This window comes from Novosphingobium sp. BL-S-21, assembly GCF_055521655.1.
On record NZ_JBVFVP010000003.1, the window covers coordinates 314352 to 338103 of the forward strand.

Here is a 23752-nt window from a genome sequence, read left to right on the forward strand (position 1 = left end):
TCCCATGACACATCTACCTGTGGCCCTGACGGCCACAGGTAGAGCGCTTCAGCGCAGGCCGCCCTTTCTAGATGCCGAGCACCAGATTTTCGATCTTAACGCTCTGGCGGTCTGCTTTTTCGGCAAATGTAAATCAGCCTAAGCTATCGCCTTGCCCCCGGTCATCGAGCTGGGCTCGGGTAAAAACACGTCATTTAATCGCTGATCGCCAGCTGGAAGAACTGCTTCCCGCAAGACAAGAATTCCTGTGGTGAGTTGAAATTTTCCTGCGATATCTGTGGCGCTTGTCGAGACGACAGCGTCAGACATTCCTCCCTTCAGCTTAACTGGACAGCAGGCTCCAAGCCGGAGTCCTGGTGCGTGCAAAAGGAAAGCCATGTCTTTTTCCGTCGTCGCGGCTCGCCGCGCCGGGCGCTGGTCAGCGCCCGTCACATACAGGCAATCGCCCGCGCGCTCCAGCTTGGGCACTATGCACAGCGATTTCGCCGTGAAATCGATCCGGCAATCGCGGTTGCTGATCGGAGCGGCCGTCTCGGCGCTGCTATTCTTGCCCCCAGTCGAGGCAAATGCCGACGCCATCGACGAGCGGACTTGGACTCCTGAGGGAACCGCGGAAACGCTACCCCCCACGGACGATGCGCCGGGGCAGGACATCGTTGTCACCGGCATTCGCGGCGGAATCGAACAGGCCGTTCGCATCAAGCGCAATGCCGACAGTATCGTCGACGTCATCAGCTCGGAAGACATCGGTCGCTACCCGGACGTGAACGTCGCGGAATCGGTCCAGCGTATCAGCGGCGTGCAGATCAACCGCACGCGCGGCGAAGGGCGCAGCGTGAACATCCGCGGCCTGCCGGACACATTTACACTGGTCACGCTCAACGGCCGCAGCGTGCCGAATGCGCTCAACGATCTGTTCGCGGGCTTCTCGCGGTCCTTCGACTTCTCGGCCCTGCCACCCGAATTCGTGCGCACACTGGAAGTCTACAAGTCTCCGACTGCCGATCTGGAGGACGGCGGCCTTTCCGGCACCGTCAATGTCCGCACGCCGCGCGCGCTGGATGTCGGTCGCCGCGTGCTCACGCTCTCGGCGCAGGCGGAGCACGAGAGCAACTCCGGTAAGGCATCTCCGCGCGTTTCGGGACTGTTCGCTGACAGCTTCCTGGACGGCAGGCTCGGGATCACGCTCGGCGGGTCCTATACCGAGCGGCGACCCCAGACCCATCAGGTCGAGACCGGCTGGAACACCGTGACCGAAGCGCAGGGCGTGCCGCTCGGCGGGGGCGCGGACGATCTGAACGGTGACGGCCGGATCGATCCAGGCCTACTCGTGCGCATTCCCGGCCTCATTATCCACGATATGTTCACCGAGCGGAACCGACGCCTGAGCGGCATCGCCTCGGTACAGTTCCGGCCTACCGACCAGCTCGAACTCTATGCTGACGCTTTCTACACCCGGGTCAAGGTCGAGGCGGTGCGGCAGGAAAACTGGCAGAACTTCGCGGGATCGGGCGGGGTCATCGCCTCGAAAACGCAGGTTCTGGACGGCGTGGAAACGGCAACCGACTTCACGGTCAGCAATATCGATCTGCGCGATGGTGGACGTTACCAGGATCGCAATGGCTATATCCGCTCCCTCGTCTTCGGCGGCAAGTTTGAGAGCGAGGGCTGGACCGTGATCCTCGACGGCTCCGAACAGCGCTCCCGCCAGGTTCGCAACACCCTCAACATTGCCGACAGCATCACCGGCACCGTGCGCGTCGTTGCCAATCCCGGAGATTCGATCCCAAGCATCACCTATCTCGACGGCTTCGATACGCGTAAACTCGACGCAAACAACTTCCGACTGCTCAGCCTGAACGGTGAACTCGATCGCGTTACAAGCGACCGGCTTCGGGATGTGAAACTTGATGTACGCCGCGATCTTGGTGACCGCGGCGTGACGTCGCTACGAGCGGGCGTGAAATACAGCGACCGCGCCGTCTATGCCGACAACAAGACTCTGACGATCACCGCTGCCGGCGTGTCCCAGCTCTATGGCGGCCTTCCGGCAGGACCGCTGGCAGGCTCCTTCAGCGCAGCTCCCTTTATGATCCCGATCCGTGCAGGTTCGGGCTCGTTCCTGGGAAGCTACAACGGCGACGCTTCGTTTCCGCAATACTGGCTGGGCTCCGATGCCAGAAGCTTTGTGAAGAATTTCAGCAAGGAACAGCTGATCGCAGCTGGCAACTACACAAACGACGCTACCGGGATCCTCGACGTCAAGGAAAAGACGCTTGCTCTTTACGGGCGGGCAGATTTGGCTTTCGGCAAGTTGAGCGGCAACATCGGCCTGCGCGCGGTCCGGACCAGCCAGACCACGTCCGGGGTCAGCCCCGATCTCAACGGCATCACCGTTGAGGTGGAAACAGGCATGACCACGCGTGTTCCCGCCGCGGCACCGCTGATCGTCAAGCGTTCCTATTGGGATTTCCTGCCCAGCCTGAACCTGAAGTACGAGGTGACGGACAAACTGCAACTGCGTTTCTCCGCCTCCCGCACGATCACACGCCCCAACCTTGCCGACATTTCTCCCACCACGACGGCTAATGGCAACGGCCTGACCGTTACCCGCAACAATCCCTATCTTGATCCTTTCAGGGCGAACAATGTCGATGCCACGGTGGAATACTACTTCGGGCAGGATGCGCTGGTCGGTGCTTCCATCTTCTACAAGAACCTCGAAAGCCTGATTCGACGCGAAATCAGCATTCAGTCGCTCCCTGTCTCCTACATTCGCACGACGGGTACGACGACGATCCAGACGGATTTCACCGTGAGCCAGCTTGTCAACGGATCGGGCGTCGACCTGAAGGGCGTCGAACTCTACTTCCAGCAGGCCTTCACCTGGTTGCCCGGTCCCCTGGACGGCCTGGGGGTGATCGCCAACTACACTTTCATCGACAACAGCGATCCCACGCAGCTTACGGCCGCATCGAAGCACAACTACAATCTGATCGGCTACTACGAGAAAGGGCCCGTGGCAGCGCGCCTTTCCTATTCCTGGCGCAGCAAGTATCTCGCCTTGGCCGCCGTAGCGCCGGCCATGGGACGGATCAACCGGGCGTTCGGCACCCTCGATGCGAGCGTCAGTTTCCGAGTGACCCCGCAGGCGTCGATCGTGTTCGAAGCGGTGAACCTGCTCGATCGCGACGAGATCGTGGAATACACCACGGGACTGCCAGCGAACTACCTCGATTCCGGACGGCGCCTTTTTGGCGGCGTCCGCATGACTTTCTAAGGGAGACACGACATGGCTGACAGCTTCGATCGCCGCGGCATATTACTGGGAGGGACCGGGGGGGCGTTCGGGCTTTACTCCTGGGCAGCAGGTGCCAAGACGGCGAGCCTGCCCGTCGCTGCGCAAGATTTTCGTCTGCAACGCCGTCCCGGGGTGAAGCCGAAGAACATCCTGTTCGTCCTGACCGACGATCATCGTTACGATGCGATGGGCTTCATGAAGGCTCAGGATTTTGGCGAAACGCCGACGCTCGACCGCTTGGCGCGCGAAGGTAGCCATTTCCGCAACGCCTTCGTGACGACAGCGCTGTGTTCGCCTTCGCGCGCCTCGATCCTGACCGGACTCTATGCCCACCAGCACAAGGTCGTTGACAACAACCACCCGATCCCGCCGGACCTGATCTTCTACCCGCAGTTCCTGCAGAAGGCCGGCTACGATACGGCCTTCATCGGCAAGTGGCACATGGGCACAGAAGGTGACGCCCCCCAGCCGGGTTTCGATCACTGGGTGAGCTTCAAGGGGCAGGGGACCTACCTGCCCAGCGAGAACGGCCTGAATGTAGATGGCCGCAAGGTGCCGCAAAAGGGCTACATCACCGACGAGTTGACCGACTACGCGATCGACTGGATCGACAAGCGCGATCCATCCAAGCCCTGGATGATGCACCTCGCGCATAAGGCGGTCCACGCGGAGTTCCTGCCCGCCGAACGGCACAAGGGGCGTTATGACAAGGAAGTGTTCCGCTATCCCGAGAACATGAAGGCGGGTGTGCCGGGACGACCCATGTGGGTCGAAAACCAGCGCAACAGCTGGCACGGGGTGGACTATGCCTATCATGGCAACCTCGACATCGCCGACTACTACAAGCGCTACATGGAAACGCTGCTGGCCGTTGATGAAGGCTTGGCGCGCATCATGGACTTGCTCGAGGAGCGCGGCGAACTGGACGATACACTGATCATCTACATGGGCGACAACGGCTTCATGTTCGGCGAGCATGGTTTGATCGACAAGCGCACCGCCTACGAAGAATCAATGCGGGTTCCCTTGCTCGCGCGATGCCCTTCCCTGTTTGACGCGGGAACCACGGTCGAGAACGTCGTGGCGAATATCGATATCGCACCGACCATCCTGGCAGCAGCGGGCCTGGAGGCGCCGAGCTACATGGCGGGATCCAACATGCTGCCGCTAGCGCGTGACAAGCAAGCGCCCTGGCGCCAGGAATTGCTCTACGAATACTATTGGGAGCGGAATTTCCCGCAGACGCCGACGGTGCATGCCATTCGCGAGGACCGCTACAAATACCTCCACTTCCACGGCATCTGGGATCTGGACGAACTCTACGACCTGTCCAATGATCCCGCCGAGAACAACAACCTCCTCGCCCAACCGGGACATGAAGCGCTGGTCGAACGGTTGAGCGGCAAGCTCTTTGCGCTCCTGGAGGAAACCGACGGAATGCAGATACCGCTCAGCGTCGATGCTGGAGGGCGTAACGAACTGCGTAGTCCTTCGGGCGCCGGACAGGCACCATTCCCGCCCTCGTTCTTTGTGCCGCAGAAGAAGCGTGGAGCTTGAAGAAAGTCTGAAGCAATAGACTACCTGCCATCTCTGCGCCGAGATCCTCAGCTATTGCTGCCAGGATCCGACCGTCCGCCAGTTGATGGCAGGTTTCCTTTCGTGATTCCTGATTTTCGAACGCACGCAAGCACTAACGCGGACACTGCCGTGCGCAGGCGTAACGCGGCGGTCGGTTTGGGACCGCCAGTACCCGCATGCGGGAGATCCTTCGTCGGTATTGGCTTAAGGCCCTACGTCGGATCCCGAAGTGCGCAGGCGGTAGGCGTGGCCGGACGAAAAGCCCAGCGCCGTCGCTACGGGGTCGTTCCAACTATACGGGTCCGCGCGGATGACGGGCTCGCCGTCCTCGCCGAGCACCACCGTCTGGTAAAGCAGCCTGACCGGAATCTCGTGCGGTAGCTTGACGAACGTCTCTTTGCCGGTCGCACGTGCTCGGTGCCATTCACCGAGAATGCCCTCGTCCTTCGCAAGCATCTCGGCAAATCCCAACGCATCTTCTACCCGTACGCAGCCGTGACTGCGCTGACGCTGGATTTCCTGGAACAGCTGCTTGGCGGGCGTGTCGTGCAGGTAGATCTGGTGCTCGTTCTTCATGTCGAACTTTACAAGTCCCAACGAGTTCTTGGGGCCGGGCTGCTGGACAACCCACCCGTCCTTCCAAGCCATGTTGTTGCGGCGAAGGTAAGCGTTGCCCTTACCTGCGATCTCCTTGGTCTGGATCGAGCGCGGCACTGTCCACGTCGGGTTCGCGACGAGGCGATAAATCGGCGATCCCAACTGCGGTGTCTCGTTGTCAGGCTCGCCGACGACCACCTTGCGACTGTCGGCGACCTTGCCGTCGCGCCAGTAGAGCAGCCTTCCAGCGGCGACGTTGACATCGATGCGCGTAGGGGCGGGATTGCGGTCGAGCCAGCGAAGCCGTTCCATCGCCACGGCCATCGTCCGCGCCCGGTCCGCATTCGACAGGTTGAGAATTTCGAGAGCGTCGGCGCCGATGACGCCATCCGGCTTGATCCCGTAGTCGGCCTGCATGCGCTGCACCGCGCGGACCATTGCTGGGCTGTAGCTGCCACCCTGCTCAGCAGATCGATCGAGGTAGTCGGAGGCGACCAACTGGCGCGCGATCGCGGGAACCCGGGTGTCGGCAGCGCCAGGCTTCAGCGGCTCGCCCTTGTCGGGGATCGCGGAAGCGGGCGCATTGCCCTGTTTACGCAGCGCGAGATAGGACTTCGACAGCGCGCGGTAGCCGTCGTCCTGCGGAGCCAGCCCATCTAGCCATTTATCTAGGTTCCCGTCTTTGAGAGCTGCGCCCAGACCATTCAGCAGGTTCGGATTGGGGCGGGCGATGGTATAGACCTCATAGAGCTTGGCCGGATCCGACACCCCTCGGGCCAGAGCCGAGGCGTAAAGCAACGCACTTTGGGTCAGGGCGCGGTCGCCTTCGGCATTGCCCGGCTGACCATCCACAGCGAACTGCACCCGGTCCAGGCCATGCGCAGCGCGGCGGCCGATTGCGTCGCGCAACTGGCGGACCGCCCCGTCGCTCCAGTGCACCTGGTCCATGTTGATCGGCGGCGCTTCGTTGGTCTGGGATGTATTGTCGGGCTTCGAATGGCACCCGGGCAGCGCGACCGTCAGGGCCAGCAACGAGCAAGCGATCACACTTCTATGCACACGGATCTCCTGGTAAGACCCGTATGATAACTAATGGAAATCTCGTAGGTTTCATGCTGCCCTAGGCGCGGGCAGCAAAGACCATCCGCCCTTCGCCGAGGAAACTGAACACATCGCTGAGCTTATTTTCGCCCACCGCGAAGCACCCCTGACTGCGTCCCAGCTTGCCATGGACGGGGATCATCTCGTCGTTCGCATACCAAGCGCTATGGATTACGATGGCGCGGCTGAGCGCATTGTTGTTGGTCGGGTCGAGCCCCACCAGACGCTGCGACCGACCGTGCTTGCCGGTATAGTAATCGCCCGTCAGAAAGGCGCCCTCACTCGAGGCATTGGAGCCCAAGGCGTTGGAGAACCGCTCGAGGAACCCGGTATGACCTGGGTCAGAGCCAGAGCCGTGCGCGACCAGTAGGCGCGAAGCCTTGCCGCTCACTACATCTAGGAAGTGCAGCCGGGGATCGGAAGATGGCGCGGTGAAATCGACGATGGCCATCCGGTCGCGCGCCTTGACTGAAACGGAGTGATGGTCGAGCGCGGCGAGAGCCCGGCGCAGAAGCTCCGGCTCCACAGAAAAGCGCGCTGCATCCAGCGCCGTCTGCGGCATGCCCGCGGCATTGCGGGCGGTAGCGGGAACTGCGGTCGGGCGGCCCGGGTGTGAAGATCTTAAAAACGGCCTGACGGCCGGCCCGGAAAGCGCGGCGAGAGCGATTCCCGCACTTGAAATCATTACGGCGCGCCGGTCGGGTCGGAAATTGAGCTTAGGCATGCCTTTTATAATGGGCATATGAATCTGTATTTAAATAGTTTTTGCGCGTTCTTGTTGGAGCACTTCTGCACTTAAGCGGTGAACTGCTCTAAAGTTGCGGCCGGATGTTCAAAATGCTGCGCTGGGAGTGGAACAAATCTGCTGACGGTCAACAACGAATACGCTTTGCGTAGGTCCACTATCCCCGCGTCACAAGATCCCAAAGATCTCTCGCGGTGCGAACCGTGACAGAGCTTTGATAGAAGGTAAACCTTTGACAGCAAGAGGGCGATTTTCACCCTGCGGCAATGTTAGAGCCTGAAACTAGGGGTGCGAAGCCTTGCCGGCGGTATTCTGTTCCGCCACGTCTTGCTGAGCGCCCTCCGCCGCACCCTCTTTCGCTGCGTCGGCAACCGAATTTTCGAACATCCGTTTGAGGACCCAGCCTACCGCGAAGGTAACTGACGCTGTCACCACCGCGCGAACTGCAGTTTCTTTCAGTGATCGAACGAACTGCTTACGCTGCTGCCGACCCGATTGGCCGGCGACTAGGTCTGCTAGTTTCTCGCGGTTTCGCATGGAAAATCCCCTAAATTATTAGATGATCACCGCATAACGCCCGACTTCAGCTCTGGATGCATCGGCGTTTGAAGCCGTAGCTGGGCGTGAGCAAGCTGGTTCTGACCGGGATTGCGACTGACATCTGCGTTCTGGTTATCGCCGCAGACGCTCAAATGCGCGACTACGACCCGTGGGTGCCGAACGATGCTCTCGCTGCGGAAAAGCGATAAACGGGACAATGGGCTCTTGAAATTATGGCGCAGAGCAGGGGGGCAGATACGGCCGCATCATGACAGCAATGCTCCGACCAATGGCTCGCCGGCCTGATCTGGTAGACGAGGGGTTGCCGAACACAATTGTTTCTCGGGCGTTTCAATTCAAGGCGAAATCCGGTGAGAGGCGTTTGATGCGACTGCTGAAAGACAATGGACTTACGATCGCCCTCATGGCGCTTTTCGCCTTTTGCATTCTCGGCCAGTGGATCTCGGGCTGGTATGTGGAACTGGAGGATGCCCGGCGCCATGCCCAACCCGAGCTGACACTCTTTGCCTATGCCGTCAGCCCTCAATTCCAGTCCTCGGTGTTCGAGAATTGGGAAAGCGAGTTCCTGCAGATGGCGGCCTACGTCCTGCTCACAGCCTTCCTGGTCCAGCGTGGATCGGCAGAATCCAAGGATCCGGATGCTCCGCCCCGAGACAATGATTTGGACCAGCAGGCCCATGAAGACGGCGCGCCGTCTATCTTGCGCAAAGGTTCGCCATGGCGCGCACTTTACGCTCGCTCGCTTGGCCTGACCTTGATCCTCCTGTTCGTCGCCTCATTCGCAATGCATTGGATCAATAGCGCGCACGCCTCGGCGCAGGAGGCCTTGGAACATGGCGAAACGCCTAAGACCGTGCTTGCGTACCTGGGTGATGCGCAGCTGTGGTTTGAATCGTTCCAGAACTGGCAGAGCGAGTTTCTTTCGACGGCAGTGCTGGTGGTTCTCTCGATATTTCTGCGTCAGCGAGGATCCCCTGAATCAAAGCCGGTAGCAGCGCCAAACTCGCAGACTGGAGATTAAATAATCGAACGAGCGGGGAGTTGAATGAACAGCATCTGACGCCCTTCGGATGCAAGCAGTAAATCGGGCATGTGGGCACGTCGTGATATGCTATCACCTGTCCGGTCTCGATAAGCTGCGCCATATGCCGCCGGCCAGCGTGGGAGTTCGCGGACCGGATCCATTACAGCGTTGCGCGCTTGGCAAGAGCTCCCCCATTCCCTGGGGTTCCCAGCCCCGTCGGGCGAGAGCCTGGCAAGCGTCTCGCGCAATCGTGGATGGGCCATGCCCGATCCAAGAAAAGTCAACGCGATGCCTGCACTCGCCGGAAGCGAGGCGCAATAGGCGGTTTGAGCTAGCACTCCGAGTAGGCACGGAGAGCTGATTTCAAGCTCGGCATCGGGCGGTAGCACATCGCCGTATGAGAACGTTCGGTCCATACGATTGCCTTCCGGTAATGGGCCGCGCCTGCGGTCAGGCCAGTGCGATCGGGCCCACGGCCGTGCTGATGGCGAAGCTGGACGTCAGCGCTGCGAGCACCGCGAGGGCGAAGCAATGTGCGAATGCATGGAGAGACTTGTTCATGAGTATGTGCCTTTCACTCTAATCCCGCCGCCCTTGATTGGGCCGGTGGGATCCTTGTGGGCCCCCTGCATGGGAACCAGCGTGGAAGGCGGCGTGGAAATTGGCGTTTGAAGGCGCATCTGGTAATTTACCATGGCAAGGTAGCGCCGGTGGGGCGATCGGAAGCGCGAGCGATGGAGGGTGGATGAAGGCTCGGATTGCCCTTGATCTTGTCGGCCCCCTGGCGCTCAGGCGCGAGGGGCAATTGGTATCGCTTCCTTCTTCACGCAAGACGCGGGCTTTGCTGGCGTATCTGGCCATCGCCAAAAGGCCGGTGCGCCGCGAACACTTGTGTTCGCTGCTGTGGGAGGTTCCCGACGATCCTCGAGGTGCGCTGCGTTGGAGCCTCTCCAAGCTGCGTCCGCTGGTAGACGATGTCCATCGTGTCCGGCTGATCGCGGAAGGGGAGAACGTGTCGCTGGACGGCTCCGATATTGAAGGGGATTGGTTCCGCCTGCGCGATTTGGCCGGCGCAAATGTCTGCACGATTAAGGCCGAGTTGCTGGAGGCCTGTGTCCTGCAAGAAGGAGAATTTCTTGAAGGCGCCGAGATCCGCGCCAGTGAGGCGTTCCAGGCGTGGCTTGTGGCGATGCGCGAGGATACCCGGCGCTGGCAGGTGACGATCCTGCGCGAACTGGTCGGCCGGTTTGCGGAGCAGGACGAGAAGCGTGCGCAGGCCCTCGCGCTCGCGCGGCGCTGGTGCGAGCTTGATCCTTACGACGCGATTGCCCGTACAGCCGTGATCGACCTGCTGCGTTCAAGCGGGCGCGTGCAAGAGGCTGAGCAGCAACGCGGGGCGGCGGTGAGAGCGCTCGAAGCGGCCGAGATCGCCATTCCCAACGGGCTTCGCGGCCCGATCGGACCGGCGGCCAGCACGGCTGCCGTCGCGCGCAGCGAAGAGCTGTATCAGCAGGTGCGTTTTTGCACGGCGAGGGATGGCACCGGCCTTGCCTATTCAAGCGTCGGCAGCGGCCCCCCTCTTGTGAAGACGGCCAACTGGCTCAACCATCTCGAGCACGATTTCGACAGTCCGGTGTGGAGCCACTGGATACGGAATCTAGCACAATATCGCACCTTGTTCCGCTACGACGAACGGGGCAACGGACTGTCCGACTGGAATGTCCGCGATATCGGCTTTGAGGCATTCGTCGACGATCTTTCCAGCGTGGTGGATGCGGCCGAGTTGGAGCGCTTCGATCTGTTCGGGGTCTCGCAAGGGTGCAGCGTGGCGATCGCCTATGCGGTCCGCAACCCGGAGCGGGTTCGCAAGCTGGTACTCTACGGAGGCTATTCGCTGGGATGGGAATTGCGCGACACGCCGGAAGAGGTAGCGATGCGCCGGGCCATGATCACCTTGACCGGAACGGGTTGGGGCCGGAACAATGCCGCGTTTCGACAAATGTTCACTTCGCTATTCTTTCCCGACATGCCGCCGCCGGCTGCAGATTGGTTCAACGAACTGCAGAGGATTTCCGCCTCGCCCGAGAATGCCGTGCGGCTTCAAGAGGCATTCGGCAAGATCGATGTTCGAGATCTGGTGCCCAAAGTCTGAAGACCCACGCTGGTGCTCCATGCGGACAAAGATGCGGTCATTCCGTTTTCCTCGGGAAGAGGATTAGCCGCGGCGATTCCCAATTCCCAATTTGTGCAACTCGATACTCGAAACCACTTGGTTCTGGAGGAAGAACACGCTTGGCCGCGCGCGGCTGCTGCGATCAGGGCCTTCTTGGAAGCTGATGCCTAGACAGATAAGGCACTACCGACCCTTCCCAGACGCTCATCGCCAATTTTCTCTTCGCCAGGTGCGGCCTGTTTGCTTTCTCGCTAGCTGCTGCTGTATCATTCAGGCTTGGTCGCACAAATGCTCCAGCTTCATGTCGCCTCCGTCAGGAACCGTTGAAACGCCGCGGCGGTTTCAACGACATTAGCAGTCGTCACACATCGGGCATCGTCTCCGGAAACGTGATGAAAGCGATGGGTACCGAAGACCCCTGCAACGGTTCCATAACCTGCCGCAATAACTTCGCTCAATTCTCCTGCCGACAGGACATCGCTGGCATAAGGGGCTTCTAGCCCGACAAGGCCGGCGAAGGTAGTGCGGGCGAGTGGAAGCAAAGAACGGCTCACGGAAAGATACCGCTGGGGGTCGACGCTGGGGAGGGGTTGGCCGGTCCCCTCGTGCCAGTCCTGCGCCGCGACGTTCGCGCCAAGGTGCAGCCAGAGCTTCGTCACCTCGGGTTTGGGGGCAAGGGCTTTTAGCGATTCCAGCGCGCCAAGATTTTCGTACTCGTGTCCGCTGTTGCAGACAAAGGCCAGGTTGTAGTCCTTGATCGCCGCACTCGCCCAGCGGGCCAGCCAAAGCCAGGCCGCAACGCCGGGCCCCCGTTCGCCTGCGCAGCCGTACCAGCCAGAGCGGGGTGTGGAAACGGCAAGCCACTGTGGCTTGCCGCGATCGATACGCCCGATGAAATTAAACGTAGGGCGCTGTCCGCCGGTCCCGGTCATGAATAGCGTTGCGTTTGCACCTGTGTGTGCAGCGTCAAGGAAACCGCGCGCGTCTTCCGGAGCGATCAGGGCGACGGGTCCGGCGAACATGGGCTTGCGACCATCGGCATTGAGGGCGATCACTTTGCCGGTAGGGCCGCTGGTGATGGCGACCACAGCCACAGCCCCGGCGGCGAAGGCGGCCCTGACGGGGGTGATCACCGGCTTGGCGAGCGCCGTGGACCAGCGGCCGAAAGGCAGTTCGACAAGAGCGATCGCCCCTTCAAGGGCGGCGAACGCTCGCCCTTCGGAATCCACCCGCACCAGCCTGCCGGTAATCCCTTCAGCCCCCGTCTGCGTGACGATCGGCTGTGGCCATACCGCGGCCCTCGCCTCGCCGCAGACGAGTTCGCTGCGCTGTGCTTCGAAATAGGGCACCGACAGGCTCTGCCGTTCGATGGCGAAGCCGAGCGCTGCGAGTTCGGACAGCAGCCATTTACCACAAGCAATGTCGCCGCGGCCGCCTGCCTGTTTGCTGCCGAAGCCGATGTATCGCTCAAGATCCGCTGCGACCCTGCTTTCCTGCGACGGGGCCGGCGCAGCGAGGGCCGGTGACGTGGAGGCGGCAAGGGAAAGTGCAGCGCTTGCCGAAAGAAAGCTGCGCCTGTCGGTCTTGTGCATCATGTCTCTCCTCGGATTACCAGCGATAGCTGACGCTGCCGCCGAAAGTGCGCGGCTTGTTGTAACGAACCGACAGCGGATAACCGGCCTGCTGGAACTTCAGGACCTCCACCTGCTGGTCGGTCAGGTTGCGCACGAAGAATGCGACCTGGACATTGCCCAAATCCAGGCCAGTACGCGCGCTGAAATTGTCGAAGTCGGACATCGGGATGTAAGGCGTCGCGATCGTCACCGTGTCCTGACCGCCACCGCGCTGCCCCGAATAGCTCAGATTGACGAAGCCCTTGACCTCATCGGTGATCGGCTGCCTGAAATCGGCGCTGGCGGACATCGTCCAGTCAGGGATCTGCGCCACCGTCGAACCTTGCACTGGCAGGCCCGAAAGGCCGGTGGGAACGTCGCTGAAGCGGGCGCGCTGATTGGCCGCGTTGAGACCGATCGAGAGCCGCCCGGACCCAATGTCGAAGCGCCCGTCCAGAGCGACCTCGAAACCGCGCGCATGGATCGTCCCGCCGTTCACGTTGAAGATCTGCTGCGCCGTGCCGCAGGCATTGGTGACGGTGCATCCATCGTTGATACTGGTGATGGCATCCGTGGTTCGCGACAAGTAGGCAGACGCCCGCACGAACACGGTATCGAGGATGCTGGACTTCACCCCGGTCTCGTAGCTCACCGTGTTTTCGTTGTCGTAGGTATCAACGAACGGATTGGGCGCGGCCGCGTTGTACGTGCCGTTGTTGACGGCGCCCGCGCGGTAGCCGGTTCCCACTTTGGCGTAGAGCAGCGTGCGTGAGGCGTCGGGCATCTTGTAGCTGGCCGTGAAGGTCCAGGTGGGCTGGTCGGCCTTGAACGAGAATTCCGTTGGCGTGCCGACAATCCGGTCCGTGTAAAGCGAATAGACCGTCAGCGCAGAGCGCTTGTAGTCATGCGTGAAGCGCCCTTCGCCGGAAAGCGTGACGGGCCCCAGCGAATATTGAAGCGACGCATAGGCCGCGAAAGAGTTCACGCGCTGACGCGTATTGTTGTCGGTGCCGAAGGCGTTCGGAAAGGGTGTGGGGCAGTTGGTCGATGTCGGCAGCGGCTTGATGCATACCGGCTCGGTCGGGGTGCCGGTGCACAGGCTACTGCCGAGGCGAAACACGCAGGGCGACGTTGCTGCCGTACGGCGATACGTGTCGCGCTGGACCAGCCCTTCCGCGCCGACCAGCCATGTTAGCCGCCCTCCGTCCGCCTCGCCCGCCAGATGCAGATCCTGGTAGAAGGTGCGGTCCTTCACGTCGGTGGTGGTCTGGCCGAAGGGATAGATCCCGAGCTGGCCGGACTGCTGCAACGCGATCTCGGTTGCCAGATCGACGGCAGCGGCGAATTGCTGGCTTGAACGCCAGCGCGTTCCCATCGTCGTCGAGGACAGCTTTGCCCATCCCAGATCGTATTCGGCCAGCAGCATCACGCGCTGGACTTTTTGCTGCAGCCCATCCTGGCCGCTGTGCGCAATCGTGAAGCGGGACTGCGTGAAGCCTTGCGGCAACTGGGCGTTGACGCCGCCGCCGGGAACGACAAGGCTGTTCACGAAACTCGGCAAATCGAGGTCCTGCGCGTCGATTAGCAATGTGGCGTCCAGCGGCCCGGCCCGATAGCGAATCTGGCCGCGCGCCGTCCAGCCGCTGGTACGGTCGTAATATTTGCGATTGGTGGGATCGTAGTAGAAGCCCTTCGACTGGCCGTACGTCTCCGCGCCGATGCGTACCGCGATATCGTCGCTCAGGCGCTGGTTGACCACGGCAGCCAGACGGTTCTGGTTCGATTCCGCCGTGAACGTGTCGCGGACATAACCGGAGTTTTCGAACCGCGGTTTGGCCAGCACGATATTGACGACGCCGAACTCCGAGTTGCGTCCGTAAAGGCCGCCCTGCGGACCTTGAAGCACCTCCACTCTTTCAAGGTCGAAGTAATCGAGCGTCTTGAAATTGCGGCCGCCTAGCGTGCTGCTGCCGACATAGGCGCCGTTGACGAACAGCCCAACGCCTGAATCGGCACTGGTCGCACGCTGTGTGCCCGATCCACGGATCGAGAGTTCGGCAAGGTTTTCCGCGGCCACATCGTTGAACCGGACCCCGGGCGTCGTGTTCAGCAGATCCGCGGTTCCGACAATCGGGCCTTTGGCATCGAGCTGCTCAGCCGTGACCGCCGCGATGGTCCCGGGAACGTCCTTGATGCTTTCCTCTCTCCTTCGCGCCGTGACGGTGATGTCATTTTCGCCGTGTTGCGCCTGTGCCGTATCGGGAGCGCTCGCGGCGGTTTCCGCGAAGGCGGGCGTCGCTGCCAGCAGCGCCAATCCTGTGGTCGTGACGAGCAAATTCCCCATTAAATCCTGTCCACCCTGCATTCTCTACCAAATCAGTTGACTAAAGGCGTCATCCGCATATCGAGGGACAATGTCAAATATATTGTACGACAATTTTTGGTTGTGGTCTGGACAATCAAACTTGCGGCGCTTTACGAGCGGCCATAAACTCGCGCTTCATTCGGCGATCGCTGAGGCATGTCGCAGGAAGGGAAACGCTTGGAATTAGATGCCGCCAAACCGGATTCCGGGCTTACCGCCGGCGATGTGACGCAGGCGCTGCGGCTGCGCATTCAACGTAGCGAGATTACGCCGGGAGAATGGATTCGAGAGGCGAAGCTTTGCGCCGAATTCGGCATCGGTCGTTCGGTGGCGCGCCGGGCTCTGCGCACGCTCGCAGATGACGGATTGATCGAACTGGAGGAAAATCGGGGGGCTCGGGTAGCGGAAACCACCGTCGAGGAAGTCTTCGATCTCTATGAAGTGAGGGCCGCGCTTTATGGGCTTGCCGCGCGTTTCGCCTGCCTGCGAGCCTCGGATACAGCGATCGCGCAGATGCTGGCCAAGATCGATAGGCTTCTCATGGCCGCCGATCAGGGCGCGGCAGCGGAAGAGATCATGGACATCAGCGAAGCGATCTTCACTGACATGACGGCCAACGCCAGCGCGGATGCACAGCGCATGATCGAATCCATTCGCCGCAAGACGCGGTGGCATTTTTCCTACGTGGCATTGGCCATCAACGCGAATGGAAGCGGTCCGTACAGTTTTTGGCATGACATTCGTGCCGCGCTTTTGACCCGTGATGCCGAGAAAGCGGCTCAAGGCGCGCGTGGGCTCATCAATTTCATGCAGGACGCGGTGTCCCGTATCCTGCTTGCTCGCGGGTTCGGCCGAACTGCGGTATCCACCACGAGAAAGTGACGATGTTTAAGTGCAAGATGACGATAGGCCTGTTTTTCGTCGGTCTGCTCTGTGCGGGCGGCCTCGTGCATGCCCGGGCCCCGCAACCGGCCACTCAGGACAAAACGGAGCACGGCATGTCAGGCCCGATGCGTGAACTCATTAACTATCTGGAGAGTCAGCACACGACCGGGTTCCTTCTGATCCAGGACGGACATGTTCTCGTCGAGCAAAACTGGCCCGCGCCGGAAAGGGATAAGGTTTTTGCATCCTTCGTCTACGAACGAACGAAAGAGGGAAGTCTTCTGGAAGACGTTGCCTCGGCGCAGAAGAGCTTCGTGTCGGTGCTGGTCGCGATCGCCGTCGACAAGGGCCTGATCGATGTCGAAAAGCCGGTCTCGGCTTATCTGGGGACGGGGTGGTCCAGAGCCGCCCCCGATCAGGAAGCGCGCATCCGCGTGCTGGACGTTCTCACCATGAGTTCGGGGTTGGACGAAGGGTTCGCCTATGTCGCGCCTGCGGGGAGGCAGTTCTTCTACAATACCCCTGTCTACGCCGTCACGAAGCGGATATTGACGTCAGCCTCCGGGCAGCCCCTCGACGCCATTACGAAAGATTGGCTGACGGTGCCGACCGGGATGGAGGATACCGAATGGCGCCAACGTCCAGGTGCGCTTGCGGGTGTCGGGAATGCCACGGGCCTCGTCACATCGCCGCGCGACCTCGCGGCACTCGGGACCATGATCCTCAAGGGCGGCATTGGCGCCGATGGCCGGCGCGTCGTGTCGCAGGCCGGGCTCAACGCGATGTTCATGCCGTCTGGCGCCAATCCGGCCTATGGACGGCTGTGGTGGCTCAACGGCAGCGCATTCACAGTCCGAGCTTCTGGCCGGAAAGATGGGCCTTTGATAGGCGCTGCACCGGCGGACATGGTCGCTGCATTCGGGGCGTTGGACCGCCGACTTTATATCATTCCCAGCAAAAAGCTGATAGTCGTGCGTACGGGCGCAGCGGCCAGCGACACAAATTTTGACGATGAGGTTTGGCGGCGCGTCGCAGCTCTGCTTGGCTCATGAGATTTCGCAGACGACCCTTATCGGCCGCTCAGTCGTTATTTTTCGATCTCTCGGTGGGACGGTCCGCAATCGTGGCAAGTGTCGACCAGATCCTGTCGCACACACAACAGCGCCGACGACCATCGGGTCCTTACTGAAATCACCATTTCTCGATCGGGGTAACGGTGAGATCGACTAATAAACGAATAGACTGTGGTGGCAGGATGACTGGAATGAAAAAGCGAGACTGAGCACTACCGGGCACCATGGTCCGGGCCTTAAATGGTACCGGTTCCGTGGGCCGTCATGGGCGCGACGACTAGCCTGTCCAGCATGTCCGCTACCACCGCTATCGGGGTCGCGGGTTGTTCAAGTAACCACCAGTCGCACAGTTCAATCGTGGCGGCCACAGCGACGCGCAGGGCGAGGTGCTGGGGGAGCCAGTCAGGCGAAATGTCAGGCAGTGCGGCCAAGCGGTCCACGATGCTGCTTGCCAGTTCAACGCGCATGGCCTCGCCCGCACCGGCCATCAGGGCGGTTACCTCGGCGCGACGGCGGTCTATCTCCTGGATCAGCGCCAGCGCTGCCGGCCCTGCCTGGCCATCGAGCAGGGCGGGCAGCATCTTTTGCGCCAAGTCGTTAGCCAGTTCTCCTACCGCATCCACCAAAAGGGCGCGAACGTCGGCATAGTGTCGGAAGAAGGTAGAATAGCCAATTCCCGCTGTTTCGCTGACCATCGCCCCGGTGACCTCGGCAAGCGGTAAATCGCGCAGCAATTTGATGAGAGCGCCTTGCATGGCCGCGCGCGACCGCACTGCGCGGGCGTCTTGTCGCTTAGGGCTGGTTGCAACCTGCATGATCGATCCTACGTTATGACGAGTTACTTGTCATATATGGAGACGAAAGATGCCAAGTGCTTTCTGTCCGGTCCATAATAATTTGCAAGCCGACGCGGATCGGCGCCGCTCAATTCCTGGAGGTAGCGCGCTTGCCGTAACCGCGGCAAATCAGGTGACCGGGTTCAATGCCGTTCGACAGGTCCTGCGGGAGCAAGGGATGCGGCAGGCCGGTTTCAAGGCGGAGTTGATCAAGCGATCCGGCAGCCTTACTCGTCCGCCAATCCTGTTCCTGTCGGGCGAGGCGCACCGTCGCCAGCGCGCCGCCACCGCCCGCTTCTTCGCGCCGCGCGTGGTTGAAGAGCAGCACCGCCCCCTGATCGAAAACCAGGCAGACCGGTTGATAGACCGGCTGAAGCAGGATGGCTCCGCGAAGCTCGATGCGATGGCGCTGCATCTGGCGGTGGCCGTCGCTGCCGAAATCGTGGGGCTGACGCAGAGCGACAGGCCTGCCATGGCACGCAGGCTCGATGCTTTCTTTTCGGTCGGCGCGGCCACGCGCGAGGGGTGGCTGGCCCGCTTGTCCGCCTTCCTGCAAGGCCAGTGGCACATGCTGCACTTCCACTTCGCCGATGTGCGCCCTGCAATTGCCGCCCGTCGCATGGCCCCGCGCCAGGACGTGATCTCCCACCTCATCGCGGAAGGTTATTGCGACCGCGACATTTTGGTCGAGTGCTTTACTTACGGGGCAGCGGGCATGGTCACCACCCGGGAGTTCATCACCATGGCCGGCTGGCATCTGCTGGACGATGCCGCATTGCGTGCGCGCTTTCTGGCAGTTGATCGCCAGGAACGCCTGGGCATTCTGGAGGAAATCCTGCGCTTAGAGCCGGTGGTAGGCTACCTTTATCGCAGCCCGGTGGAGGATGGCCCTCCGTTGGAGCTCGACATACGTTCTGCCAATGCCGATCCCGGAGCAGTCGGGGCCTGCCCGTTCAACCTCGACCCTGACCGCCAGCGCGCCGATCGCGTCGGCGGTGCGGGAATGTCCTTTGGCGACGGCGAGCATCGCTGCCCCGGCGCTGGCGTGGCGCTGGCCGAGGCGGAAATCTTTCTGAGGCGGCTGCTGTCCGTTCCTGGCATCAAACTGGTGCAGGCGCCCACAGTGGGCTGGAACCCGCTGGTTACCGGCTATGAACTGCGCGACTGCCGCATGGCGATCGACAAGGGGGCAGTGTGATGGCACCGCTTGCCGACCTGCTTCGCCCGCCGCCGGGCATGGATTTCGATTTCACCCGCCCGGCCGGGGAACCCGCGCTGGCACCAAAGGACGGCGTCGCCTGGAAAGTCTTCGCCAACCCGGTTTCGCTGTTCATCGGCGGCGTGGCGGCGGTTCTGCTCGAACTGGCAGAGCCTTCAGTGCGGGCGGGCGTGTGGGACCACTCCAGCTTTCGGCGCGATCCTGCCATGCGCCTGCGCCGGACCGGGTTCGCCGCGATGATGACGATTTACGGCCCGCAGTCCCAAGCCCGAGAGATGATCGCGCAGGTGGTCGCCATGCATGAGCGGGTAAGCGGCACGAATGTGCATGGTGACGCCTACCGCGCCAACAACCCCGAATTGCTGGACTGGGTGCAGGCCACCGCGACTTTCGGCTTCACTGCCGCTTACGATCGCTACGTCCGTCTGCTTTCCGCACGGGAGTGGGACGCCGCGTTTGCCGAGGGCGCTCCGGCAGCGAAGCTTTACGGCGCCCGCGATGCGCCCGTGTCGGCGGCGGGGTGGGAAGCGCTCCTTAGCCGCACCGCCTGGCGTCTCGAACCATCCGATGTGCTGAGCGAATTTCTCGCGATCATGAACGATGCCGCGATCCTTTCCGCTCCACTGCGCCCGCTCCAGAGACTGCTGCTGCGCGCTGCCGTCTCTATCGTGCCCGAACCCGTGCGCAGGTTCGCGCAGCTTCGGGGTCGGGGGCTTCGCCCCGGTGAGGCACTGGCGGTTCGCGCCATGGCCGGCGCTTCGGGCCTCATCCCGCTACCGACGATGCCTGCGGCGCAGGCCCGGCGCCGTCTGACCGCTTGAGGAACCTTCCAAGGAGCATTTTGATGCATCAGCGCAACCACCATCCGCAGCTGTGGCAGGACGTCGATCGCCAAGCCAAGCTTGTGCCCGAAATCTACGGTGGGCTGGACCTGACCTCGATGCCGGAACGTTTCGCATTCGGCGATTCCGGCGATACCATTCCCGGGTTTTCCGCAATGGATGGCCAAGTACGAGCGGACGAACCGCTGGTGGCGATGATGGCAGCTTACACGCTGACCGGCGATCCCGTGGCCGATGCCTATGCCGCGCGCATGGACGAACATGGCTTTCGGCAGCTCGTGCAATGGCTGTGCACCGCCTGCGCGCAAGGGATCGATTCAGTGCCTGAGGCGCCCCCCGAACTGGCCGCGTTCCTTGCAGCGATGGAGGAGCGCCCCGACTGGATCGACATGGATCTGGTGAACGAAGGGGCCCGGATTGAGCGCAATCACTACGCGCATCTGGTACCCTTTGCGATTCGGGGGGCATTTCTGGCGACGTTCATGAACCGCTATTCGGCGCTGCCGATGGCGCTGACTGGCAATCTCTCGGACGCGCTGGCCGCCAAGCGGGTGAACGAGACAGCCACTTTCTTCACGCTGACGGTGATGCCCAGCGCGCTTGAGCGCCATGGCGCGGCCTTCCACGCCGCGGCAATGGTGCGCCTGATGCATTCCATGGTGCGCGTGAACGTGACGCGCCGCCCGGACAAGTGGAATCCTGCAATCTACGGCGTGCCGATCCCGCAGGTGGATCAAATGCCGGCCGGCCAGATCGGGTCGCTTCTCATCGCTGCCCAGGCGTTGCGTGAAGAGCGCCCTTTCACCAGGCAGGAGCGAGCGCGTATCGAGATTGCGCGCTATCGCTGCTTCCTGCTCGGCCTACCGCGCACGCTGCTGGGCGAGACGCCGGAGGAGATCGTGCGACTGATGGTGGCGCGTCAGGCCACATTACGCCCCGCCTTCGACGACGAAACGTGCGGCGCACTAGTAAGAGGTACGCTGGCCGCTCGGCTCCCGCACGAACCGACGCCGCGCGGTCTTGTCGATAGCCGGCTGGAGCGCAGCTTCGCCAAGGCCTTTTTCATTCGCCATTTCCTCAAGGGAGACGTCGGCCGCGCTGCCGCGTTGGGAATCCGCTATACCGTGCTGGACCGCAAGCTGGCTTTGGCTGCTGCGGTGCGCATCACCACGCAGCTAAGGCTGTTCGATGTCCTGGCCGAAGTGCCGGTGATCCGCGAGGTGGCCGATCGGCATCTGGTTCGTCGGCTGTCCGGTTTGTTGAAGCGCTATGGACATGCCGAGTTCGTAAGCGACGGGAAAACGCTGAGCCACGGATAAGCCTGCCTCTTGACGGCAGGGGCTTGGAAACGCGTGGTTTCATTTTAAGTCAATATGCAGCACGGCGGTGTTACCAAGGGTTGTTCCGGAGGTTGGTCTCGACTCTTGTCCCTTGTTCAGCAGCCAATTTTTCGTTTCTTGGTGCGTCCCGTTCGCTAACCGGCAGTAGGCGACGAGCACCTGTCGCTCTCAGCTCGCTTGTTAAATGACCGGACTATCCCATGCTAAGACAGCCACCACCCCTGTCGCAAACACGACAGCAACGAATATGAACACCCGAGCCAGCGCCGCTGCAGCCGAGGCGAGCGATCGTCAGCGCCGCTCATGTGAATGCCCGGCGCGAGTTCACGGCGATCGGGGTCGAAACGGTCCACGCCCCCAGACCACGCCCGATGCGCCGTAAGCCGACAGGGACCAGCACGATCGCCGCGATCCAACGCGTCTGGTGATCGAAACCAAGCGCGCACAAGGCGCCGCCTGCGGCCAGTGCTGCGCCGCCTGCGACACTTGAGCACACTGCCCCGCCGCCACTGAATAGCCAGCGCTGCGATCGTCCAGTCAAGTATCCGCTCTGCGATCCTGAGGTCCAGCCTGCCCGAAAGAACAAACATACCCAAAAACAGCAGCGGTGCGATTGTCACGAAGAGGAGGATGGCGATCGTCATGCAAAGCCCGTCAACCATGAGGTAGCCGGATCCTGCCACGATCGAATGCCGCAGCCCCGATACATCGGGAACAGAAGACAGTTGTTGAAAACAGTAACGCCCTGAGAGATCATCACGCTATGTGGCTATCCGATCAGTCAAAAGCCCGGCTTGCTCTTGGTGTCATCCTCCTCGGTGCAACGCTGTTCCCCGCGGCGCTTTCAGCAGCGGAGGCTATGGACTCTACCGAACGCCAGCTTCAGCGCTGCCTCGACGATGCTGAGAATGCATCGACCGCCGGTCAGACTGGCTGCCAAGACAATGCGGCAAACGCCTATGATCGCCGAATGAATGCGGCCTATGCGACGCTGATGCGGGATCTTCCCGCCAACGCCGCCGCCCATCTGCGCGATGCCCAGCGCGCATGGCTCCTGTTTCGGGATACCAATGCCAAGGCGACTTCGGCCCTGTTCGAAACCCGAAAGGGAACGATGTACGTGCCGATGCAGGCGGCCAGTCAAACCGCCACAGTGCGCGACCGCGCGATTGAACTTGAGCATCTACAGCAAATTCTGCGCATCGAAGGGTAGAGCGACATGATCGTAACAGCATTCCTTCTCGCCGCCACGCCCCTCCCGCACGACGTGGTGAAGGCCGATCGGATCCCGGGAATGCTGCCGGCCGGCATCCGGGACGATGAGGTCACGATTCCCGGGATCACCGATGCCGACGTTCAGGCATGCATCCGCTTTTTCGAGCGCGAGCTGGCCCCTCAGGCGGGGATGAGGATCGACCGCAGCGCGATGACGTCCAGCCCGAGCCTGGGGCAGATTTGGCGGGCCGATGCGGTCAGCGTAAAAGCGCCGCTGCGCGCATCGCGCTTCACTTGTACGAAAGATAGCAAATCGATTGAGCCATTAGGTGCCCCGAATGCATAATAGGCTTAGGCGCATGACAACGAGGAGAGAGCATCTGGTGAGCAGGACGATCGGTACACTCCTATGCGGTCTGCTTGGCGCTGCGCCGACGGCGGTACAGGCGGGATCCTCGCAATGGTGGTTCGTCGCACAGGACTCCGACCGGGTACTGTTCGTCGATGTAGGGTCTATCCAGCGCGATGGCGATGTCGTTCGCTATCAAGCGAGCCAGGTGATCCGCGACCCGGCCAATCCGGCGGCGCTCATTCGTGTCTACATGAAGGCGGACTGCAAGAAGCGCACCGAGACGTGGGATCTGGCCATGCGCTATGATACTGATGACAAGCGGCTCGACGAGGCCGCGGTTTCGTATGCGCCGGAGGCAGTCGTGCCCGGCACGGTCGGGGAGGCGCAATGGCAGTTCGTTTGCGCCGACGACCGCACGGCAGCCGATGGATTTCCGCTGCAGATCGACGAGGTAGCGTTTGCCGAAGCGCTGATCGCTGATACCCAGGCTTCGGAGAGTCCGGCGGCGCTCCATGAACGGATGCGCCTCGACCCTAAAGTGCCGGTCATCCGCTCCAAGGCGCCGGGCGTCGACACCTTCGGCACGGCGCAGACCGCGCTAGCAGGCAATGCGATCGTCCCGCCACGCGATTATGCGAAGGGCGTTCAGATTCCGGCGACCAGCGATTACGACACGGATGTAGTGGGCGAGATCTACGACATCGCCTATCTCGGCGTGAAGGAGGGCGAGCTGGTGTTCGAGAAGCGCGGCTACAGCATCGACGACCTTGTCCACGCCGGCTCCGGCCAACCGATGCGCTTTCCGCAGACGCAAAAGACGGTCACAATCGGCGACTTCATGATCGACGTGCTGCAGGCTACACCGCAATCGCTGCGCTTTCAGGCGCGGCTCGTCCGCGACGGAGCTAATGGGGAAGGCGGTTGAGGTGGGC

The 23752-nt window shown here is 61.6% G+C and carries 18 protein-coding genes; 13 read left to right on the forward strand and 5 right to left on the reverse strand.

The annotated features are described in order from the left end of the window. Positions 1 to 277 precede the first annotated feature (277 nt). Both ACZ1J6_RS23810 and ACZ1J6_RS23815 read left to right on the forward strand, forming a co-directional pair. Positions 278 to 3280, forward strand: coding sequence for a TonB-dependent receptor (locus tag ACZ1J6_RS23810; RefSeq protein WP_465128762.1), 3003 nt, complete (start codon positions 278 to 280; stop codon positions 3278 to 3280). 12 nt (positions 3281 to 3292) lie between these two features. Then, positions 3293 to 4858, forward strand: coding sequence for a sulfatase family protein (locus tag ACZ1J6_RS23815; protein WP_465128763.1), 1566 nt, complete (start codon positions 3293 to 3295; stop codon positions 4856 to 4858). Positions 4859 to 5083: 225 nt separating this feature from the next. Here the strand turns inward: ACZ1J6_RS23815 and ACZ1J6_RS23820 are convergent, their stop codons facing one another. Together ACZ1J6_RS23820 and ACZ1J6_RS23825 are read right to left on the reverse strand one after the other, a co-directional pair. Then, positions 5084 to 6535 carry a L,D-transpeptidase family protein gene (locus tag ACZ1J6_RS23820; protein WP_465128764.1) on the reverse strand — a complete coding sequence of 484 codons (1452 nt, stop codon included), beginning with the start codon at positions 6533 to 6535 and terminating at the stop codon, positions 5084 to 5086. Between the two features lie 61 nt (positions 6536 to 6596). Beyond that, entirely contained in the window at positions 6597 to 7301 is a 705-nt protein-coding gene (locus ACZ1J6_RS23825) for a murein L,D-transpeptidase catalytic domain family protein (RefSeq protein ID WP_465128765.1), read from the reverse strand. Between the two features lie 644 nt (positions 7302 to 7945). On the opposite strand from ACZ1J6_RS23825, the gene ACZ1J6_RS23830 reads away from it, so the two are divergent. The 3 genes from ACZ1J6_RS23830 to ACZ1J6_RS23840 all read left to right on the forward strand — a co-directional run bounded on the left by ACZ1J6_RS23830 (position 7946) and on the right by ACZ1J6_RS23840 (position 11059). Continuing rightward, entirely contained in the window at positions 7946 to 8071 is a 126-nt protein-coding gene (locus ACZ1J6_RS23830) for an isochorismatase family protein (RefSeq protein WP_465128766.1), read from the forward strand. 176 nt (positions 8072 to 8247) lie between these two features. Next, complete coding sequence (locus ACZ1J6_RS23835) at positions 8248 to 8904, forward strand: DUF6766 family protein (protein WP_465128845.1); 657 nt, start codon at positions 8248 to 8250, stop codon at positions 8902 to 8904. A gap of 748 nt (positions 8905 to 9652) precedes the next feature. Then, positions 9653 to 11059 (forward strand): bifunctional AfsR/SARP family transcriptional regulator/alpha/beta hydrolase, encoded by a 1407-nt coding sequence (locus tag ACZ1J6_RS23840; RefSeq protein WP_465128767.1) that lies wholly within the window; start codon positions 9653 to 9655, stop codon positions 11057 to 11059. 320 nt (positions 11060 to 11379) lie between these two features. Here ACZ1J6_RS23840 and ACZ1J6_RS23845 read toward each other — a convergent pair whose 3' ends face one another. Both ACZ1J6_RS23845 and ACZ1J6_RS23850 read right to left on the reverse strand, forming a co-directional pair. Next, the gene (locus ACZ1J6_RS23845) at positions 11380 to 12672 is read right to left on the reverse strand and encodes a hypothetical protein (protein ID WP_465128768.1); all 1293 of its coding nucleotides are present in this window, start codon (positions 12670 to 12672) and stop codon (positions 11380 to 11382) included. Positions 12673 to 12688: 16 nt separating this feature from the next. Beyond that, positions 12689 to 15058, reverse strand: a complete 2370-nt coding sequence (locus ACZ1J6_RS23850; RefSeq protein WP_465128769.1) for a TonB-dependent receptor — start codon at positions 15056 to 15058, stop codon at positions 12689 to 12691. Between the two features lie 156 nt (positions 15059 to 15214). Here ACZ1J6_RS23850 and ACZ1J6_RS23855 point away from each other — a divergent pair, with 156 nt between their 5' ends. Together ACZ1J6_RS23855 and ACZ1J6_RS23860 are read left to right on the forward strand one after the other, a co-directional pair. Further along, positions 15215 to 15940, forward strand: a complete 726-nt coding sequence (locus ACZ1J6_RS23855) for a GntR family transcriptional regulator (RefSeq protein WP_465128770.1) — start codon at positions 15215 to 15217, stop codon at positions 15938 to 15940. A gap of 17 nt (positions 15941 to 15957) precedes the next feature. Beyond that, positions 15958 to 16995 carry a serine hydrolase domain-containing protein gene (locus tag ACZ1J6_RS23860; protein ID WP_465128771.1) on the forward strand — a complete coding sequence of 346 codons (1038 nt, stop codon included), beginning with the start codon at positions 15958 to 15960 and terminating at the stop codon, positions 16993 to 16995. Between the two features lie 257 nt (positions 16996 to 17252). Here the strand turns inward: ACZ1J6_RS23860 and ACZ1J6_RS23865 are convergent, their stop codons facing one another. Continuing rightward, on the reverse strand, positions 17253 to 17831 hold the full coding sequence (locus ACZ1J6_RS23865) for a hypothetical protein (protein ID WP_465128772.1): 579 nt from the start codon (positions 17829 to 17831) through the stop codon (positions 17253 to 17255). Positions 17832 to 17985: 154 nt separating this feature from the next. Between ACZ1J6_RS23865 and ACZ1J6_RS23870 the strand changes: the two genes are divergently transcribed. From ACZ1J6_RS23870 to ACZ1J6_RS23895, 6 genes are all read left to right on the forward strand, one after another. Then, positions 17986 to 19050: a cytochrome P450 gene (locus ACZ1J6_RS23870; RefSeq protein ID WP_465128773.1), complete on the forward strand. Its 1065-nt coding sequence runs from the start codon at positions 17986 to 17988 to the stop codon at positions 19048 to 19050. Then, on the forward strand, positions 19050 to 19892 hold the full coding sequence (locus tag ACZ1J6_RS23875; protein WP_465128774.1) for an oxygenase MpaB family protein: 843 nt from the start codon (positions 19050 to 19052) through the stop codon (positions 19890 to 19892). The genes ACZ1J6_RS23870 and ACZ1J6_RS23875 overlap by 1 nt, the downstream gene beginning before the upstream one ends. A gap of 23 nt (positions 19893 to 19915) precedes the next feature. Beyond that, the gene (locus ACZ1J6_RS23880; protein ID WP_465128775.1) at positions 19916 to 21232 is read left to right on the forward strand and encodes an oxygenase MpaB family protein; all 1317 of its coding nucleotides are present in this window, start codon (positions 19916 to 19918) and stop codon (positions 21230 to 21232) included. A 784-nt stretch (positions 21233 to 22016) separates the two neighbouring features. Further along, positions 22017 to 22466: a lysozyme inhibitor LprI family protein gene (locus ACZ1J6_RS23885; RefSeq protein WP_465128776.1), complete on the forward strand. Its 450-nt coding sequence runs from the start codon at positions 22017 to 22019 to the stop codon at positions 22464 to 22466. A gap of 6 nt (positions 22467 to 22472) precedes the next feature. Then, a complete protein-coding gene (locus ACZ1J6_RS23890; RefSeq protein WP_465128777.1) occupies positions 22473 to 22814 on the forward strand; it encodes a hypothetical protein in 342 nt (113 codons plus the stop codon). A 37-nt stretch (positions 22815 to 22851) separates the two neighbouring features. After that, on the forward strand, positions 22852 to 23745 hold the full coding sequence (locus ACZ1J6_RS23895; RefSeq protein ID WP_465128778.1) for a surface-adhesin E family protein: 894 nt from the start codon (positions 22852 to 22854) through the stop codon (positions 23743 to 23745). The last annotated feature ends 7 nt before the right edge of the window (positions 23746 to 23752 follow it).

Coding starts and splice junctions, on each gene's coding strand:
- ACZ1J6_RS23845 (WP_465128768.1), bottom strand. CDS start 12,672: ATGCACAAGACCGACAGGCGCAGCTTTCTTTCGGCAAGCGCTGCACTT.
- ACZ1J6_RS23880 (WP_465128775.1), top strand. CDS start 19,916: ATGCATCAGCGCAACCACCATCCGCAGCTGTGGCAGGACGTCGATCGC.
- ACZ1J6_RS23885 (WP_465128776.1), top strand. CDS start 22,017: ATGTGGCTATCCGATCAGTCAAAAGCCCGGCTTGCTCTTGGTGTCATC.
- ACZ1J6_RS23825 (WP_465128765.1), bottom strand. CDS start 7,301: ATGCCTAAGCTCAATTTCCGACCCGACCGGCGCGCCGTAATGATTTCA.
- ACZ1J6_RS23890 (WP_465128777.1), top strand. CDS start 22,473: ATGATCGTAACAGCATTCCTTCTCGCCGCCACGCCCCTCCCGCACGAC.
- ACZ1J6_RS23850 (WP_465128769.1), bottom strand. CDS start 15,058: ATGCAGGGTGGACAGGATTTAATGGGGAATTTGCTCGTCACGACCACA.
- ACZ1J6_RS23815 (WP_465128763.1), top strand. CDS start 3,293: ATGGCTGACAGCTTCGATCGCCGCGGCATATTACTGGGAGGGACCGGG.
- ACZ1J6_RS23860 (WP_465128771.1), top strand. CDS start 15,958: ATGACGATAGGCCTGTTTTTCGTCGGTCTGCTCTGTGCGGGCGGCCTC.
- ACZ1J6_RS23875 (WP_465128774.1), top strand. CDS start 19,050: ATGGCACCGCTTGCCGACCTGCTTCGCCCGCCGCCGGGCATGGATTTC.
- ACZ1J6_RS23865 (WP_465128772.1), bottom strand. CDS start 17,831: ATGCAGGTTGCAACCAGCCCTAAGCGACAAGACGCCCGCGCAGTGCGG.
- ACZ1J6_RS23840 (WP_465128767.1), top strand. CDS start 9,653: ATGAAGGCTCGGATTGCCCTTGATCTTGTCGGCCCCCTGGCGCTCAGG.
- ACZ1J6_RS23855 (WP_465128770.1), top strand. CDS start 15,215: ATGTCGCAGGAAGGGAAACGCTTGGAATTAGATGCCGCCAAACCGGAT.
- ACZ1J6_RS23835 (WP_465128845.1), top strand. CDS start 8,248: ATGCGACTGCTGAAAGACAATGGACTTACGATCGCCCTCATGGCGCTT.